Origin of the sequence: Rosenbergiella nectarea, assembly GCF_900111105.1 — a bacterium.
Lineage (GTDB): Bacteria > Pseudomonadota > Gammaproteobacteria > Enterobacterales > Enterobacteriaceae > Rosenbergiella > Rosenbergiella nectarea.
Genome location: NZ_FOGC01000001.1, coordinates 338,789 through 355,515, shown reverse-complemented (window position 1 = coordinate 355,515; position 16,727 = coordinate 338,789). Strand labels below are relative to the sequence as shown.

The 16,727-nt window shown below is 48.3% G+C and carries 16 protein-coding genes; 5 read left to right on the top strand and 11 right to left on the bottom strand.

Going from position 1 to position 16,727, the window contains the following annotated elements; genetic code table 11:
• Both tamB and tamA read right to left on the bottom strand, forming a co-directional pair.
• Positions 1–3,828, bottom strand: a complete 3,828-nt coding sequence (gene tamB / locus BMX14_RS01700) for an autotransporter assembly complex protein TamB (protein WP_092671805.1) — start codon at positions 3,826–3,828, stop codon at positions 1–3.
• Positions 3,825–5,540, bottom strand: coding sequence for an autotransporter assembly complex protein TamA (gene tamA / locus BMX14_RS01695; protein ID WP_092672449.1), 1,716 nt, complete (start codon positions 5,538–5,540; stop codon positions 3,825–3,827). Before tamA ends, tamB begins: the two co-directional genes overlap by 4 nt.
• 444 nt (positions 5,541–5,984) lie before the next feature.
• Between tamA and BMX14_RS01690 the strand changes: the two genes are divergently transcribed.
• The gene (locus tag BMX14_RS01690; RefSeq protein WP_092671802.1) at positions 5,985–7,331 is read left to right on the top strand and encodes a hemolysin family protein; all 1,347 of its coding nucleotides are present in this window, start codon (positions 5,985–5,987) and stop codon (positions 7,329–7,331) included.
• A 40-nt stretch (positions 7,332–7,371) separates the two neighbouring features.
• Here the strand turns inward: BMX14_RS01690 and BMX14_RS01685 are convergent, their stop codons facing one another.
• From BMX14_RS01685 to fklB, 3 genes are all read right to left on the bottom strand, one after another.
• Entirely contained in the window at positions 7,372–7,575 is a 204-nt protein-coding gene (locus BMX14_RS01685) for a DUF1107 domain-containing protein (protein WP_092671799.1), read from the bottom strand.
• A gap of 271 nt (positions 7,576–7,846) precedes the next feature.
• Entirely contained in the window at positions 7,847–8,596 is a 750-nt protein-coding gene (gene cysQ, locus BMX14_RS01680; RefSeq protein WP_092671796.1) for a 3'(2'),5'-bisphosphate nucleotidase CysQ, read from the bottom strand.
• A 142-nt stretch (positions 8,597–8,738) separates the two neighbouring features.
• Positions 8,739–9,359, bottom strand: a complete 621-nt coding sequence (gene fklB / locus BMX14_RS01675; RefSeq protein ID WP_092671793.1) for an FKBP-type peptidyl-prolyl cis-trans isomerase — start codon at positions 9,357–9,359, stop codon at positions 8,739–8,741.
• Positions 9,360–9,517: 158 nt separating this feature from the next.
• On the opposite strand from fklB, the gene BMX14_RS01670 reads away from it, so the two are divergent.
• Complete coding sequence (locus BMX14_RS01670) at positions 9,518–10,015, top strand: LysM-like peptidoglycan-binding domain-containing protein (RefSeq protein WP_230527225.1); 498 nt, start codon at positions 9,518–9,520, stop codon at positions 10,013–10,015.
• 49 nt (positions 10,016–10,064) lie between these two features.
• On the opposite strand, the gene rplI is transcribed toward BMX14_RS01670, so the two are convergent.
• Genes rplI through rpsF form a run of 4 tightly spaced genes read right to left on the bottom strand, consistent with a single transcriptional unit; the run spans position 10,065 to position 11,505 of the window.
• Positions 10,065–10,514 (bottom strand): 50S ribosomal protein L9, encoded by a 450-nt coding sequence (gene rplI / locus BMX14_RS01665; protein ID WP_092671786.1) that lies wholly within the window; start codon positions 10,512–10,514, stop codon positions 10,065–10,067.
• 39 nt (positions 10,515–10,553) lie between these two features.
• Complete coding sequence (gene rpsR, locus BMX14_RS01660; RefSeq protein ID WP_000135199.1) at positions 10,554–10,781, bottom strand: 30S ribosomal protein S18; 228 nt, start codon at positions 10,779–10,781, stop codon at positions 10,554–10,556.
• Positions 10,782–10,785: 4 nt separating this feature from the next.
• Complete coding sequence (gene priB / locus BMX14_RS01655; RefSeq protein ID WP_230527238.1) at positions 10,786–11,100, bottom strand: primosomal replication protein N; 315 nt, start codon at positions 11,098–11,100, stop codon at positions 10,786–10,788.
• Positions 11,101–11,109: 9 nt separating this feature from the next.
• On the bottom strand, positions 11,110–11,505 hold the full coding sequence (rpsF, locus tag BMX14_RS01650) for a 30S ribosomal protein S6 (protein ID WP_092671781.1): 396 nt from the start codon (positions 11,503–11,505) through the stop codon (positions 11,110–11,112).
• A 220-nt stretch (positions 11,506–11,725) separates the two neighbouring features.
• On the opposite strand from rpsF, the gene BMX14_RS01645 reads away from it, so the two are divergent.
• Positions 11,726–12,172: an Ivy family c-type lysozyme inhibitor gene (locus tag BMX14_RS01645; RefSeq protein WP_196237598.1), complete on the top strand. Its 447-nt coding sequence runs from the start codon at positions 11,726–11,728 to the stop codon at positions 12,170–12,172.
• A 233-nt stretch (positions 12,173–12,405) separates the two neighbouring features.
• The gene (locus tag BMX14_RS01640; protein WP_092671775.1) at positions 12,406–13,731 is read left to right on the top strand and encodes an APC family permease; all 1,326 of its coding nucleotides are present in this window, start codon (positions 12,406–12,408) and stop codon (positions 13,729–13,731) included.
• Positions 13,732–13,768: 37 nt separating this feature from the next.
• On the opposite strand, the gene ygjG is transcribed toward BMX14_RS01640, so the two are convergent.
• Positions 13,769–15,181 carry a putrescine aminotransferase gene (ygjG, locus tag BMX14_RS01635; RefSeq protein WP_092671772.1) on the bottom strand — a complete coding sequence of 471 codons (1,413 nt, stop codon included), beginning with the start codon at positions 15,179–15,181 and terminating at the stop codon, positions 13,769–13,771.
• A gap of 249 nt (positions 15,182–15,430) precedes the next feature.
• Here ygjG and BMX14_RS01630 point away from each other — a divergent pair, with 249 nt between their 5' ends.
• Positions 15,431–15,796 (top strand): hypothetical protein, encoded by a 366-nt coding sequence (locus BMX14_RS01630; RefSeq protein ID WP_092671769.1) that lies wholly within the window; start codon positions 15,431–15,433, stop codon positions 15,794–15,796.
• Between the two features lie 162 nt (positions 15,797–15,958).
• On the opposite strand, the gene rlmB is transcribed toward BMX14_RS01630, so the two are convergent.
• Positions 15,959–16,690: a 23S rRNA (guanosine(2251)-2'-O)-methyltransferase RlmB gene (gene rlmB, locus BMX14_RS01625; RefSeq protein WP_092671766.1), complete on the bottom strand. Its 732-nt coding sequence runs from the start codon at positions 16,688–16,690 to the stop codon at positions 15,959–15,961.
• Positions 16,691–16,727: the final 37 nt, after the last annotated feature.

Sequence of the window (16,727 nt, the reverse complement as noted above, 5' to 3'; positions counted from 1 at the left end):
CTAAAACTCAAACTTATAAAGCACATCCAATGCCTGGTCGACGCCAGACACTGCTTCCAGGTAGAGTTTAGGCATCAAACGATATCGTAGCGTAAGTGTTGCTAACGAATCGAAGAGTCCCACTCCGTATTTTACTTGTAGGCCTGGTAGTACATAGCCACTGACTTGGACTTGTTGGCTGTCGCCAACGCCCGCGGTATCTAACGCTAAATTGCTGACACCAAAAGTCTCGCCGATTTTACCCATAACTTGACCACTTTGTGCAACCCCTAAACCAACTAAAGCAGAAGTTAATGCATTACTGTCATCACTGTTTCCAAGACCTTGGCCTCTTAATAAATAAGAGAGTGCGGCTTGCTGAGACATCGTCGGGTCGGAGAAGACCTCAACTTTCGGCTCATCGGCTAAACCGGTGACACGGATACCCGCGGTAACGTTGTCCTCGGTTGCATCGGGGTTACGGATAGCCTCTAAGTTCACATAAGGTTGGTCCGGCGGCCCCGAGAACTGTAGCTGCCCTTTGCGCACGATTAAGTCTTGTCCATAAGCATGGAAGCGGCCTGAAGGAATATTGATTTGTCCATTTAGGCCCAAGCCATTTTTCCCTTGCCCAACTTTAAGGTCGCCATTCAACAGCGCGTTAAGACCAAATGCCGATAACCTTACATCATCGCCTACATGAATAATCAGGTTACTGTTAATCGCCATGCTAGTCGTGGTCGGTTTGATCGGCTGTAGATGTTCGTCGAGCATCACTTCATCCGACGATACGCCGACCGCGCTTTCTGGCACATCTTGCACCACGATTCTCGCCCACGGAATATCGACTCGCCCATCGAGGTTAAAGGCCGCTGGCGTGGCATCAAAAGTGAGGTCCGGCGAGACATCCATCCTCACCATCGGTGGCACGGTGACGCGGATTTTTTCACCCTTCGCGGCAATGTGCGCACGCCAGTTATCAAGCTGACGCCAATCGGCATTGCCCGACAGATTTAAATTACCATGAGCCGTTTGGATTAATCCTTCAAGCGTCGATGACATGCCATTAAAGACCATCGAAAGGTTCGCATCAGTCAATTCTACCGGCATCGCACTGGTTTGTGCTTTTGCATTTTTAAGCGCGAGTTGACCAAACACTTGTGGATTTTGTAACGAGCCGCCTAAGCGTAACTGGCTATTCAGTATCCCTTGAACACTTTCGCCTTTTGATAGCGCCGGATTAAGAATTGCCAAGGAGAGATTATCGATCCCTACCGTCCCGCCTAAGGTCCGACGATTCTCGGGATCAGCAACCTGTACATTACCGGTTAGCTGTCCATTGTTAGCCAGCTTGATAAGCCACTGCAGCTGCGCTTTACCTTTCACTAATGCCGCTTTCAGATCTAACCGGTCGAAAGCAATGGGTAGCATCTTACCTTGTACATCTTGACGTACCTCGACCCCTTGGCCGGTCAAGCTTAGGTTCGCGTCAGGTAGTCCGCCAGTCGCCGTCCAATTTACCCGCGTATCGCCACTAAAACGTCCTGATAGCTGCGTTTGTGCGGGCAGGAAGTCTTTTAGCATCGCCAGGTCGAGTTTGCGGATCTGCAGATGTGCATGCCCCGCTGGGCCCGCCACGATAGGTTCGGGTACGCATAGCTCCGCATTAGGATTCAACCAGCAATGGCTACCGACGGTAATCGTCTGTTTAAGATTCTGATAATCGAGGCTCATCGCACGGCTTAAGGTCACATTACCCACTGGCGTCGAGAATTGACTCCGAGTTAAGCTACCTTGCCAACGTTGCTGCTGACGATCGAAATGGCCTTTTAGCGCTAACTCGCCTGCCACCGGCTTGCCAGTGACTTTCAAGGTGAGTTGATGGGCTTGCTCATTACCGCCAGCGTTTAGCAGAATTTGCTGAATATCGACCCCTTCTTGATGCAACTGTTGCAGATTCAGGTTCAAGTTACCCGATATCTGCTCAGCAGAGCTGACATTGCCCTTCAAGGCTAATGACTGCAGGCGTATCTGCTGCCAACGCAAGGCTCGTCCTTGCAGATCAACCTTCAGCTCCGGCTGCTTGAGGGTACCTCGGGCATTGATCACCCCTTTAAGGGTTCCGCCAAGTCCTGGCAAGGCATTGTCGAGCGCCGGTGCATCAATATCCGCATCGAGCATCAGCGTATCGTTCAGTTGGCCATGAACATTGAAGTGGTTACGACCCAATGCGACTAACATTTTCGGCACTTTCCACTGCATGTAGCTATTGCCTTGCAGGCTGCCTTCAATATTGACCGGGTTCTGTTTAACGTTACCTTTAATATCAACTTTCGGCACACTTAACTGCCAAGTCCCACCAAACACACTCCCTTTGGTTGTAATTTGACCATCGAGCTTGGTAGGCCAGTCTGGGTATTGCCGTGCAGTATTGATGTTGTTTAGGGTTAACTCACTGCGCCAGCTGATCGCTTTATTCCAATCCACTAATGCATTGAGATCAATATTCCCTTGCAGGGCAGCGACACGGAGCCGGTCTAAGCTGAACTGGCCGAGATCGCCCTTACCGTTTAACGAGATTTGTGCAGGCGGAATATCCTGCCCGGTTAAGGCTGCCGCCAGGTGAATACGGTAATCAGAAGCCTTACCCGACGTCTCCACATTAATGTTATCGACCTGGACCTGTGCGGGGCCGGTGAGCGGCCAGCGTAAACGTGGGCTGTTCAGTTTTAAGGAGAAAGGTAAGCCGATCGTCGCCGGTTTTGCCATAGCATTCAGCTGAGCTTTCACCGGGCCTGAAAGATTTATTGCTAAATCAACTTGCTGTTTCATGTTCCCTTTCAGCGTCAGCTTCACTTTTTGCCCTTTAATCGGGTCAACATTTAGCGTGCTGTTAAGGTTCATGTTAACGGGCCAATTATTGGCTAAATCAGCGTCGCCGCTGGCATGCAGCTGCCCTTGTATCGCCTGAACTTGTAACTGTTGTAAGGCAATATGGTTATTCTGGGCACGAGCTTTCAGATTAAGTTGATTAATGGTTAACTCGGTGTCCCCCGTTACCCTCAAGGTATTGCCGGTAATCCCTTGAATATCGACATCCACCGGTAGGGTCACTGAAGGTAGATCCAATAATGGCTTAGCAAATAGCGCACGTAGGGTATCGCCCAATGGCGGCTGTTGCGCCGCAAGACGAGCCTGTTCGTCTTCCGCTTTCTTCTGCTGTGCGGCCTGCTCAGCCGTTTGAGTGATCGCGGTTTTGGTCGCTTGTGCAGCGTTATCCACCGCCACTTTCGCTACGGTCGGTAAGGCTAATAAGAAATTATTAATTTGGGTGGGGGCTAACGTAATTTGACGATTCTGCCAAGCAATACCTGTACTGAACTCGCCGAGTGCAATACTTGTATCATCGACTTTAACATTGATATTTCGCAAGCCGAGATGGTTAAGCGTCAGTGGATACGGTGTTGAAATATCGGTTAACGGTTCGCTTTTTGTCTCGTCAACCGGCGCAGTGGGGGCCATCTTACTGGTATCAACCACGACACTGACATCGCTTAGTGAGAGATCGTCAACACATACCGAGGAGTGCCAAAGACAGGAAGTTTTCACCGCCAGATGAAGCTGGCCCCCGCGTACCTCGACCCCCTGCATTTGATAAGTGATATCCCGCAACGTTAGGTCACGCCAGCCGCCTTCGACTTTGCTGATATGCAGGCCAGGCACCCAACGGTTTGCCCCTTTGAATAACAGATGCAAACCAGTGGTTGTACCAATTAAGAAGGCAACGGTCGTCATCAGCAGTAAGACGATGACGAGCAGGCCGATTAATCCTTTTTTCCACCAACTCATAATTCAGGTCCTAAGCCAATATAAAACTGAACACCATGGGAATCTTTGTCACCAAGCGGGGTAGCGATATCGAATTTGATCGGGCCAACAGGCGAAGCCCAACGTACCCCTACCCCAGCACCGGTTTTGATATCGCTATCTTTGAAATTGTTAACCGCTTCACCGCTATCGAGAAACGCCGCCCCCCACCATTTCCCAGTGACGTTATATTGATATTCAAACGACCCCGTCGCCATTTTGCTGGCACCGGTTAAGTTGTTATCGCTATCACGAGGTGAGACATCTTTATATTTGTAGCCACGGATACTGCGGTCGCCCCCGGCGAAGAAACGTAGATCCGGCGGGACTTTGTCAAAGTCGTCAGTTTCAATCCAGCCTAATGTCCCCCTCACGACGAAGCGGTGTTTCTCCGCATAGGTCCGGATCCACACATTAGAGGCTTGTAATATGACAAAGTCAGCCCCTGAGCCCCAGGTCGTATCGGAAAAATCGACTGAGTAGCGCTGTGAGTCGCCCCATGTCGGCATCAATCCCCCGCGCGAACGGGTTCTATTAATGCTCGCACCAGGATAAAGCAGCATCGTGGTATTGGTGTAATTACCTTGGGTATAGTGGTCCAAACGCCACGTTAAATTGAGCGCTTTTTGCCAACCACTGCTGTTTTCCCAATAGCGCGACCCGACGATCGTCGTCGAATCGGCCTTGGTATCGTTTAAGTCCGTGCGCTTCAGCCCACCCTTAATGGTGTAATACTGCTCGATAGGGTTTTTTAATAGTGGGATTTTATAGGTGAAATCTAATTGCTGCTCAGGTTGCGACAAATAGGTATTAGCCGTAATGCTATGGCCATATTCATTCACCCACGGTCGGTTCCAAGTGGCTTTAAGTTGCGGACCAACGTCGGTCGAAAAGCCCGCGCCGGCCTCTAAGCTGTTTTTCACCGCAGGGGTCACCGCTGCATTGATCGGTAAGACTTTAGTTTTTTGCGCACCCTCAAATTCAGGCGCAGCCACTACCGAACCGAACCAGCCCATTGCTGATAAGCGACGGTTTAATTCTGCTAAGGTTTTTGAATCGTAGTAGTCACCTTCGTGGAAAGGCACCAATTTTTCTAAATACTCTTCTCTGATTTGCGATCCTGAGAACGTCACTTTGCCAAAGCGATAGCGTTGACCGGTATCGTAGTCGATATCCCAAAACGCTTGATGTAAAGGAAGCGATACCCCTAATTGGCTTTTACGATAAGCCCCATCGAAGTATCCTTTACGTAGCGCAATACTGGAAAAGCCGTTTTTGAATTTATCGTAATCACCATGGTTGAGAACGGTCCCAACTTTAGGACGACCTTGCTCAACCCATTGCTGGTACTCAGTGTCGTGCTGCCCCTCACCTTCGACTGATAAGGTGCTGCCACCGATTTTGACCGGCACTCCCGGATCAACATGGACAGTCAGTACGTTACCAGAGGGCAGCGCTTGTTCCGGCGAAACACGATAGGTAATCACCGGCTCATAATAGCCCAGTGCCCGCAAACTTTGTTTGATGACTGCATCCAGACGTGCTTGAAAACGGCTATCCGCACTGATCTCTTCGCTGGTAATGGTCGCCAACCTGACTCTGACATTATTTTGTAGTTCGCCAGAGAGACCTTCAAGGTTCAACCTGACCGTCGCGGCCTGAAGTGAAGGGGCGGCGAACAAAAGTGCTGCCATACTATAATGGGTTAAACGTGCCACGAACTCTCCTGTTAAACATCCATTTGCAGCAGCAAATCGCGTAATGACATTGAAATATACACACTGTAGTAAGCTTAGTCTTGCCTAAACCTTATAAAGGCGAAATTGAATAAAAATTTTTCTTATCAATTACGTCATTGTCCAAAAACCCTGCGCAAATTACAACCAGTGATCGAAAAGCCTTCTATAAGGCTGAATTTCTGCTCAGATCCCTCTAGCGACTTATTCCTCGCTACTGCTATACTCTGCTTAGGCAGTCATCACTGTCACTTCTGTTGCTGAGCATTATTCATAGTGAATATGCCCTGACAGACATTTTTGGCACGGATAACGTGTTCTTCCTCACTGATTGCCTGAATAATGCTTTGTTGAGAAGTTGCCCAGGCCAAAAATGACAAGCTTATAAACTTCGGACTCCTTATGTTAGATAGCTTACTTGTCATCCTAGTATTAATTGTTATTAGTTTTTTCTTTGCTATGTCAGAGATCTCTCTGGCCGCTGCCCGGAAAATTAAACTCAAACTCCTCGCCAATGACGGTGATATCCGTGCAGAGCATGTGCTCAAGCTTCAAGAATCACCCGGCATGTTCTTTACCGTTGTACAAATTGGGGTTAATGCCGTAGCCATTCTGGGGGGTATCGTCGGAGACTCCGCTTTCATGCCAGTTTTCTCTGATTTCTTTCATCGGTTCTTATCTCCAGAATTATCAGAAAAGCTGAGTTTTATCTGTTCTTTCACCATCGTGACAAGCCTCTTTATTCTGTTCGCTGACCTCACACCGAAACGTATTGGTATGATCGCTCCAGAAGCCATCGCACTACGTATTATTGGACCGATGCGGATCTGTTTATTGATTTTCCGTCCATTAGTCTGGTTTTTTAATGGTATGGCTAACAACGTTTTCCGTCTCTTTAAAATCCCCATGGATCGCAAAGACGATATCACGCCAGATGATATTTATGCGGTAGTGGAAGCGGGTGCCTTAGCAGGCGTGTTGCGTAAGCAAGAACACGAGCTGATCGAAAACGTTTTCGAACTTGAATCACGTACTGTCCCTTCCTCTATGACCTCACGGGAAAACATTGTCTGGTTTGATCTGAATGAAGAAGAAGCGGTCTTAAAATCGAAAATTGCCGATCACCCTCACTCGAAATTCTTAGTCTGTAATGGTGATATTGACCATATCGTCGGTTATGTCGATTCTAAAGAGTTGCTGTTACGTGTGCTGGGTAATCAGAGCATGACCTTAACCAGTGGCGTACAGATCCGTTCAGCCTTGATCGTACCGGATACCTTAACGCTCTCTGAAGCTCTAGAAAGTTTCAAGACTGCGGGTGAAGATTTCGCGGTGATTATGAACGAATATGCCTTAGTGGTCGGGATCATCACGCTCAACGATGTGATGACGACGCTGATGGGCGATTTAGTTGGGCAAGGTTTTGAAGAGCAAATCGTGGCGCGTGATGCCAATTCGTGGTTAGTCGAAGGCGGAACACCGATTGATGATGTCGTACGTGTACTGCATATCGAAGAGTTCCCTCACTCGGGTAACTATGAAACCATTGGCGGTTTTATGATGTATATGCTGCGTAAGATCCCTAAGCGGACTGACTTTGTCATCTTCTCTGGCTATAAATTCGAGGTGGTTGATATCGACAACTACCGGATTGACCAACTGTTAGTCACTCGAGTAAGCGATGAACGCCCTACTCCATTAACCCCTGCGGGCCAAGTTATCGACGAGATTACGGGTAAGCAGCAATAATGGCTCGGGCCACAGAAGCTGAGCTTCGGTGGCCCGATAATTAGAATTTGATTTGTAACTTATTCACCTGACGATTAATTTCAGACATTATGCTTAAACGCTGAATATCGCCATTCACAGGTTTCAATACCCTTCCTTGGTCGAAATGAAACTCGCCAACATCCTTAATATAAATCTCGCCTTTGAATAGCGTCTTAACGTAACGGGCGATTTGAATCGGATTATATCGCTTATAAATTTTCACTGAGTCTTTCTCTCTTTCGCTCCTGCGTTCTGAGATAGAGTGTAGTTTGTTATCCAGAAAACACAAAAATTACAGACTAATAACCTTTGATTAACCTATCAAAAATAATGATTTTGACTAGTAATTCAGTATTTGATAATGAAATCCAAGCCTTTTTATTTCTTACGATTAAGAAACTACTCAGAATTATCGGCAGGTTTGATGACAAATTTATGGCGAAAGAAAATTCTTTTGCCCCCGCCTATGAGGGAGCAAAAGAAAAGCAGTGGAATTAAAACAGCGACACACGAAAGCCGGGATTTAAGAAGGATTCACGAGGGGTATAATCGAGTGTGCGACCATGCCAATCCGTGACCTGAGCGCCAGCGGCTAGGGCTACAGCGTGGCCAGCCCCCGTATCCCAAATATTGGTCGGCCCGAAACGAGGATAAAGCTGCGCCTTCCCTTCTGCGACTAAACAGAATTTAAGGGAGGAACCAATCGCCACGGTCTGGTGTTCGCCAAGTTGATGTAAATAATCGCTGAGCTCAGGGTCATTATTAGCATGAGAACGACTCACCACGACGAGAGGTGGCTGCGCATTCGCGACGGTAATTTGATGACGTGATCCTGTAGCGTCCTCTTTCCACGCTTTACCCTCTGCTGCGCAGTAAAGTTCATCTAATACTGGGGCATAAACCACACCAAGTATTGGTTTACCCTCCTCTATCAGGGCTATATTGACGGTGAACTCACCATTACGCTTGATGAATTCTTTGGTGCCATCGAGAGGATCAACCAGCCAGTAGCGGGTCCACGTTTGCCGTACTGACCATTCCACGACTGACTCTTCAGATAAGATAGGAATATCAGGGGTTAAGGCCTGTAAGCCATCAATAATTACGCGATTTGCTGCTAAGTCCGCGGCAGTGACTGGCGAATCATCCGTTTTGATCTGCACATCAAGCCCCTCTTCGCGATGATAGATTTTAAGGATCTCTTCACCAGCTTGGCGTGCGATCTGATTAATCTGGTCTAACATTCTCAGCCTCCCGTCAACGACAGTTAGTATTATCAGAACTTATAATGGTTGAGGTTACCATACTCCGTCAAAGGGGCTGGGTAAACCTCGTTACGTGGGCGAAAAAAAACCGGCCCTAGGCCGGTTGATTACTGCGATTGAATTACAGGATATCCAGTAATTCAACTTCAAAGACTAACGTACTGAATGGCGGAATTGAAGCCCCAGCGCCACGCTCGCCATAAGCAAGATGTTGAGGGATGACAAGCTCCCACTTTGATCCCACTGGCATCAAGGTTAACGCCTCGATCCATCCAGCGATCACACCGCTGACCGGGAATTCGGCTGGCTCACCACGAGCGACTGAGCTATCGAACACCGTACCGTCGGTTAATTTACCCGTGTAGTGTACGCGCACGCGGTCTTGGCGAGAAGGAATAGCGCCTTCACCTTGCGTCAGTACACGGAACTGTAAACCAGATTCAGCGCTGTTCACGCCTTCACGCTGGCGGTTCTCTTCGAGGTACTTTGCCCCTTCAGCAGCCATTTCTTTAGTGCGTTCATCACGAACCGCTTCCGCACGCTCGTGCATTTCACGTAATGCACGATGTAAAACATCCATAGGCACAGCCGGCGAATTTCCTTCCAGCGCATCACGCAGACCAGCTAATAGCGCTTCAGGCTCAAGACCTTGTAATCCTGATTCTAACAATTGCTGTCCGACTTGCAGGCCAATGCCATAGCTTGCTTGCGTTTCGACACTGTCAAAAGAAAGAGTCGTCATTTCTGTTCCTTTTCTCTAAATAAATTGAACCGCAAGGATAGCAGCGTCCAAGCTATTCGTAAAATTGATCCGCCGAGTAATGACTTTTTCTTAAGAAAGATTAACAATGATAGCGGTAATAGCGGCTGAACCTCAACCCAATGCTAAAGGAGAGAGTGATGAAGGAGAGGTTTTCGACTTTGCTTAACGCAATCGGGCAATTTTATCTGCGCGAGGTCCGCCCACGCCTTGAACCACTGCTCGCCCCCTTCTCTCCTTGGCATCGACGGGCGATGGCCGCCGCAGCTCTGCTGGTCATTATCGGCTTACTATTACCCGGGCCCCCCTCCCCTCCAGATGTCACACTGCGCCACGTTGACCTGCCTAGTAACCTCGCTGACCAAAGCGATACGCAGGGGTCATGGCACACCTATCATGTTGCCGCAGGAGAAACCTTAGCGCAGCTATTTCGCGATCAGGGACTCGCCATGGAAGCCCTCTATGCGATGGTTAACGTGCAAGGGAGTGATAAACCATTGGGAACATTAAGTGCCGGCCAAGCCGTGAAGATACGGATGACATCCAACAATACCGTGACAGGATTAACGCTTGAGAATACGCGGGGACAAGTGTTGTTCGTACGCCAGGAAGACGGGCGTTTTCTGCGAGTACAATAGTTAAAAGCAAAAATGCCGGCTTTCGCCGGCATTTTTCTCACAGCTGATATTACTCAGCAGCGATTTTGATAACCAGTTTAGCGAAAACTTCGCCGTGAACTTGGAAATCAACTTCGTGGTCACCAGTGGTGCGAAGAACACCATTTGGTAAACGCACTTCACTTTTAGCAACAGCAACACCTGCAGCGGACACAGCATCCGCGATATCGCGAGTACCGATTGAACCGAACAGTTTACCGCCATCACCCGCTTTAGTCGCGAGGGTGACAGTACCCAGTGCATTGATTTTCTCAGCACGAGCATTCGCAGCAGCCAGAGTTTCCGCTAATTTAGCTTCTAACTCAGCACGGCGAGTTTCGAAAAACTCGATGTTGTTTTTAGTTGCTGGGACAGCTTTACCTTGTGGTACCAGGAAGTTACGAGCGTAGCCCGCTTTAACGTTGACCTGATCACCTAGGTTGCCCAGGTTTGCTACTTTATCAAGCAGAATAACTTGCATTACCTTATCCTCTTAAAGTCGTTAATGGACAGCTACCGATTACTGATGACGATCAGTGTACGGTAACAGAGACAGGTAACGCGCGCGCTTGATAGCACGGGCCAGCTGACGCTGGTATTTTGCACGGGTACCGGTAATACGGCTTGGTACAATCTTACCGCTTTCAGTGATGTAGTTTTTCAGCGTTGCGATATCTTTATAATCGATCTCTTGAACGCCTTCCGCGGTGAAACGGCAGAACTTGCGACGACGGAAATAACGTGCCATTTGGCTAGTCTCCAGAATCTATCAATTCAATCTGCTCGGCATGCAACACTAATTTACTTTGGCCTGTTTTCGCCTTATGGCTATGGACAAAACCTTCGAGTAAGAGCTGCTTACCGACCGTTATATGTTGAGTAATGAGCTGATGTTCATGTCCACTGATTATCACAGGGATACGGCATACAGCCAGCCGGGTTATCCCGGCTTCCCGCTGCATAGATTCGTGTTCTAACACGAATTGACAATGCGGGATTCCTGAGGGGCTAGTTTTTCTTACGACGGCTGTGCACACGTGCCCAGACAGTTGTAGACGGTTAGCCACCATCAAGAATTACTCTTCAGAATCCTCAGCATCTGAGTCATCAGCGGCTTCGTTAGCAAAGTCATCACGACGATCACGACGTTCTTCTTTTGCTTTAACCATCGGTGATGCTTCAGTTACCGCATGCTTAACGCGCATGACCATGCTGCGGATAACGGCGTCGTTGAAGCGGAAGTTTGTTTCCAGCTCGTCAATCACTTCTTGCGGAGCTTCAACGTTCAGAAGAACGTAGTGAGCTTTGTGCAATTTGTTGATTGGGTAAGCCAGCTGACGGCGGCCCCAGTCTTCCAGACGGTGGATCGTGCCTTCTGCACCAGTGATAGCACCAGTGTAACGCTCGATCATGCCAGGAACCTGTTCGCTCTGGTCAGGATGAACCATAAATACGATTTCGTAATGACGCATCGGTTGCTCCTTACGGATTATTCAGCCTCCTGTCAGGGTCAGCCGCGGCCCATGGAAGCAAGGAACGTTTTAAAATGCGGCTGAAAAATTTGACGCGTAATAATACTGATACTGGGAGCTAAACACAAGACAATACACAGCTTATTTAGTCAACATCTCGATTATTACCCACCATGCCCCATCCAGGTCTATACTGGGGAGAATTGTCATAGGAGGAATTATGTTAAAGCCAATCGGTATTATCGCTGCGCTATTGGTCGCACCAGGTGCTTTTGCCGCGGACACAACCTTTAGTGATCTCGTCAAAACGCCGGAGGGGGGGAAAGCACTCGCTGCCTTAATCAGCCACCAGCACCTGCCCAACTGGATTAAAACCGGTGGCGTGGAGTCTCCCGCACAAACCGTAACGGTTAAAGGGAATGATTATCAGGTCTACGCCATTTGTAAACCGCATAACTGTGGTAACCAACAATTTGCCGTGCTTTACTCCGCAAAGCTCAAGCAGATGAGTGGGCTTTACTTACAAACTAACGAAAAATCGCATCGTGAGACTTTGCAATGGCTCAACGTGAGTGATGAATTATCGATTGATGGTAAAACGATTCTCTACGCTGCGACGACGGGTAGCTTATCAAATCACCCAACAGCCTTTAATTATGGCGAGTAACCAGTAACGTCTCATTTGCCGAGGGCGGTTTTCGCCGTCCTCTTTCCCCCCCTCCCCAGCCCGTTTTGCTCCTTTTACCCCTGCCAAAAACTTTATTATGGCTCCCTACTTTACACTCTCGAAAAAAAGCCTATTTTAGCAAGTCAGAAACCATTTCTAGGCTGCATTCACCGGTAGTTGGGCATAGAAATTGCTTAAGCAGTATTACCCAATCTTGTCCCAGGTGGTGTTGAATGACTCAAGAAGTAACATATAAGCGTAATTTAGGATTATGGCAGGTGGTGATTGTCGGCATTGCCTATATGACGCCGATGACAGTATTTGATACTTTCGGTATTGTTTCAGGGATGACCTCAGGCCGCGTTCCCTTGGCCTACCTCTTAGCGCTGTTTGCCGTATTATTGACTGCGTTCAGTTATGGCAAAATGGTTAAAGTCTTCCCTAAGGCTGGTTCGGCCTATACTTACGCCCGAAAAACCTGCGGAAACAGGGTCGGATTTTTAGTGGGCTGGGCTTCCCTGCTTGATTATATGTTGTTGCCGATGATCAATGCGCTACTTGCAGGGATCTACTTACGCTCGTTATTTCCTCAAGTTCCTTCGTGGTTATGGATCGTCCTGTTTACGGGCTTAGTCACTTGGGTGAATAGTCGTAATATTCGTTTACTGGCTAATCTTAACTTTCTTTTTGTCGGGGCCCCTGTACTGTTAATGGCAGTGTTCGTTTGGTTAGTGATTCAAGGTGTGGGACATCAGCATGGTCATGAGGCAGTCTGGACATTAAAACCGCTATGGAATGGTGAGCAGACATTTCTGCCGCTGGTAGCCGGTGCCGCGGTACTGTGTTTCTCATTTCTCGGCTTTGATGCCGTGACAACCCTATCCGATGAGTCTCATCAACCGGACCGAACTATCCCGCGGGCAGTGCTACTCACGGCATTAATCGGTGGCATTATTTTCTTTGTCGCAGCATGGTTCACCCAGCTTTACTTCCCGACCAATATTCAATTTAAAAATCCTACCGAAGCTATGCCTGAAATTGTGCTCTATGTCGGGGGTAAATTTTTCCAATCCGTTTTTCTGGTGGCGATTTTAGTCAACACCTTTGCCTCAGGCCTGGCTTCCCACGCCAGTGCTGCACGGTTACTGAATATTATGGGACGCGATGGTATTTTCCCTATTGCAAAGTTTCGCTATATCCACCCTCGCTTAGGCAGTCCGCTCTACTGCGTGCTGTTTGTTGGGGCGTTAGCGATGACCGCTGTTTTCTTTGATCTTGATACCGCAGTCTCGTTGATTAGTTTTGGCGCGCTGGTTGCTTTTACATCCGTTAATGTGTCAGTTATCGCCTATTATGCTATTCAGCAAAAACACTTAAAGACCCTCTCGCATTGGCTCGCACACCTATTGATTCCCGTGGCCGGTATAATATGTGTCGGCGTGATGTGGCTAAACTTGGACCAAGATGCCATGCGATTAGGGCTCGTCTGGACGGCAATCGGCGTATGTTGGATCATCTGGTATTGGTGGACTAAGAGAGAGCTGGTCTTTAGCCAGTAAGGAAAGACCCGCCTACCTGAGGTAAGCGGGTGATTAATTAATGGATGAGTGAGGGAGAGGCTTGGGTGGTCGCGCCTTTCCCTGAAGAGGGGGATAATTGTTCTAATACTTTTTCCACCTGTTCTAAGACCTGATCACACTGTGCCAGGGTTAAGGTTAGAGGCGGCTCAATTCTGACGGTACGAGCATTATTCAAGGTCCCCGCCACTAATATCCCCCGACGGAACATTTCGCTGGCAAAAGCATAGCCCGTCTCGTTGTCACAAAACTCCAGTGCCTGTAAAAACCCTATCCCTCGCGCCTCAGTAATAATTTGAGGATAACGCTTGGCGCACTCTTTAAGCCCCTTAAGCAAGTAATCCCCTTTGTGCTGGGCCTGTGCAGCAAGGTCATCACGCAGCAGTACGTTTATCGTCGCCAATGCTGCCGCACATGCCATCGGATTACCGCCAAAGGTTGTGGTGTGTAAGAAAGGATTATCGAAAAGCACCGAAAAGATGCGTTTGCTGCCGATCGTTGCACTAATCGGCATCACTCCGCCGCCCAGCGCTTTCGCGAGGCAGAGAATGTCTGGCTCCACCCCGTAGTGCTCACAGGCAAACATTTTCCCCGTTCTGCCCATGCCCGTTTGTACCTCATCGAGAATCAATAATGCTCCTATCTCATCGCACAATGCACGTACCGCAGGTAAATAGTCCTCTGGCGGGAGAATAACGCCGCCCTCACCTTGAATAGGTTCGAGGATCACCGCAGCAATGCCCTCTCCCCGAGCCTCACACTCCGCTACTTTAGCCCGCATCGCCCGAATATCACCAAAATCGACATGATGAAAACCCGGGACTAAAGGTTGGAAAGGTTCACGAAAGACAGGTTTGGCGGTCGCCGATAACGATCCTAGTGACTTACCGTGAAAGGCGCCATTCGCGGCGATAAAGCTGAATTTCCCTTGGGGGGCCTGGTATGCTTTGGCTAATTTCAGTGCTGCTTCCACAGACTCGGTACCGCTATTACCAAAGAAACAATAATTCAACTCCCCCGGCGCAAGGCCTGCTAAGGCCTGTGCCAAGAGGGCACGTAAGGGATCGAGCAATTCTTGACTGTGCAATGGCTGCTTGTGGAGTTGATGTTCCACGGCGTCAACAACGGTCGGATTACAATGACCTACGCTGAAGATTCCGTAGCCGCCCAAACAATCGATATACTCATTGCCTCGTGTATCCGCTAGGGTATTGAGACTGGTAGCACGCCACTCGACTGCGGCATAGCCGCCACCCGAAGTGACTGATTTGCGGTATTCTAGGAACCCGGGGTTAACATGCTGACGAAAACCGTCGACGGTCAGTTGATTGAGGAGCGCGAGCTGGTCTGAAGAAAGGGTATCACTTTGAATAAAATCTAATGCCTGCTGAGTCGACTCTAGCGGGGTTAAAGGTTGGTTTATACGGTTCAAAATAGGCTCCTAGAAAGTGGCACCACAGAGTGCACCTATAGTGATGCATATTTCATTCCAGAATAAGTTTATGCTGCTCACACAATTCGCCGAATATTTTATCGAAGTGTAATGCAGCTCACAGCTTAAGTCGTGTTGCACGCTATATTACAGGCCATTACTGTTGAATATTTATTAATCATTAAGGCTGCTCACCTTAAATTGTGATAGAAATAGTAAATACCCGAGAAACCTTCAAGGAAAACAGATATGCCCTCGTGCCGTTTTGTTTTACTCACCCTCTCAGTGTGTTTGCTCGCGGCCTGCGACGATTCTTCTAAAGCGCAACCGCGTGAAGTCGCCGCCAAGGAAGCAACGCAGAATACATCGTCAGAAAAAGTAGAAAACTTTCAAAAACAGAACGTGAATGATAAATCGACGATACAAGCCATGATTCTTGAAGGTGCTAATAAAAAATTACCGATCTTAATCGATAAGGCAACCTTATTGACCGAGGTCTCAGCGAAAAGTAATACCTTTATTTACCATTACGATGTGAAAGGGATCCCAGTCTCCGTAATAAACAGATTATTGGCGGGAAAATATGAAGAAAGCGATACAGGCTCAATACTGTAAAAACGATGACAAGATAAAGATTTTTCGGGAATTCTTTCCTGAAGGGTCTAAGTATAACTATTTTGTCGATAACAAGCTTATTTATTCTGACACGATAACGCCTGCAGAATGTCACTAAGATTACTAAGCATCTTCTCATTGTAGAAGATGCTTATCCGCTATTTATTGACGCTGACGTACCGCTTCAAACAAACAGATACCAGTAGCAACCGAAACGTTGAGTGAAGAGACCGAGCCGGCCATTGGAATGCTGATCAGCTCATCACAATGTTCGCGCGTTAACCGTCGCATGCCTTCGCCTTCAGCGCCCATCACCAGCGCCATTCCGCCGGTCATTTTGCTTTGATACAACGTATGATCGGCTTCCCCAGCTGTCCCGACAATCCAGATATGGTATTCTTGTAATAGGCGCATCGTTCTTGCAAGATTCGTCACACGAATAAGCGGAACGGTTTCTGCCGCACCACAGGCCACTTTCTTAGCTGTAGCGTTTAACGCTGCAGAGCGATCTTTCGGGACGATCACCGCTGCCACACCTGCCGCATCAGCACTCCGTAAACACGCACCAAGATTATGAGGATCCGTGACGCCATCCAGAATCAATATCAGCGGTTTCTCCAGCTTTTCCAGCAAATCAGGCAGATCGCCTTCTTGATACTGACGCCCCGGTTTCACTAATGCCAAGATCCCCTGATGCACGGCACCTTCTGCGGCCTCATCTAACCACTGACGGGTCGCCACTTGAATAGTGATGCCCTGCGACTCCAATACTTGGATCAGCGGTTGTAAGCGACGATCATCACGGCCTTTTAAAATGAAGACCTGTTGAAAGCGCTGAGGTTGGCGTTCCAATAAGGCTTGAACCGCATGGATGCCAAAAATTTTTTCGCTCATAATTTTTCTATTAATTGCCTTGAGAGGGCTGGCAACG

Excerpts from the sequence above, each read along its gene's own strand:
- rlmB (WP_092671766.1), bottom strand. The coding sequence starts at position 16,690 with ATGAGCGAAAAAATTTTTGGCATCCATGCGGTTCAAGCCTTATTGGAA.
- cysQ (WP_092671796.1), bottom strand. The coding sequence starts at position 8,596 with ATGTTAGACCAGATTAATCAGATCGCACGCCAAGCTGGTGAAGAGATC.
- rpsF (WP_092671781.1), bottom strand. The coding sequence starts at position 11,505 with ATGCGTCATTACGAAATCGTATTTATGGTTCATCCTGACCAGAGCGAA.
- BMX14_RS01690 (WP_092671802.1), top strand. The coding sequence starts at position 5,985 with ATGTTAGATAGCTTACTTGTCATCCTAGTATTAATTGTTATTAGTTTT.
- tamB (WP_092671805.1), bottom strand. The coding sequence starts at position 3,828 with ATGAGTTGGTGGAAAAAAGGATTAATCGGCCTGCTCGTCATCGTCTTA.
- tamA (WP_092672449.1), bottom strand. The coding sequence starts at position 5,540 with ATGGCAGCACTTTTGTTCGCCGCCCCTTCACTTCAGGCCGCGACGGTC.
- rplI (WP_092671786.1), bottom strand. The coding sequence starts at position 10,514 with ATGCAAGTTATTCTGCTTGATAAAGTAGCAAACCTGGGCAACCTAGGT.
- rpsR (WP_000135199.1), bottom strand. The coding sequence starts at position 10,781 with ATGGCACGTTATTTCCGTCGTCGCAAGTTCTGCCGTTTCACCGCGGAA.
- BMX14_RS01640 (WP_092671775.1), top strand. The coding sequence starts at position 12,406 with ATGACTCAAGAAGTAACATATAAGCGTAATTTAGGATTATGGCAGGTG.
- BMX14_RS01670 (WP_230527225.1), top strand. The coding sequence starts at position 9,518 with ATGAAGGAGAGGTTTTCGACTTTGCTTAACGCAATCGGGCAATTTTAT.
- fklB (WP_092671793.1), bottom strand. The coding sequence starts at position 9,359 with ATGACGACTCTTTCTTTTGACAGTGTCGAAACGCAAGCAAGCTATGGC.
- BMX14_RS01645 (WP_196237598.1), top strand. The coding sequence starts at position 11,726 with ATGTTAAAGCCAATCGGTATTATCGCTGCGCTATTGGTCGCACCAGGT.
- BMX14_RS01630 (WP_092671769.1), top strand. The coding sequence starts at position 15,431 with ATGCCCTCGTGCCGTTTTGTTTTACTCACCCTCTCAGTGTGTTTGCTC.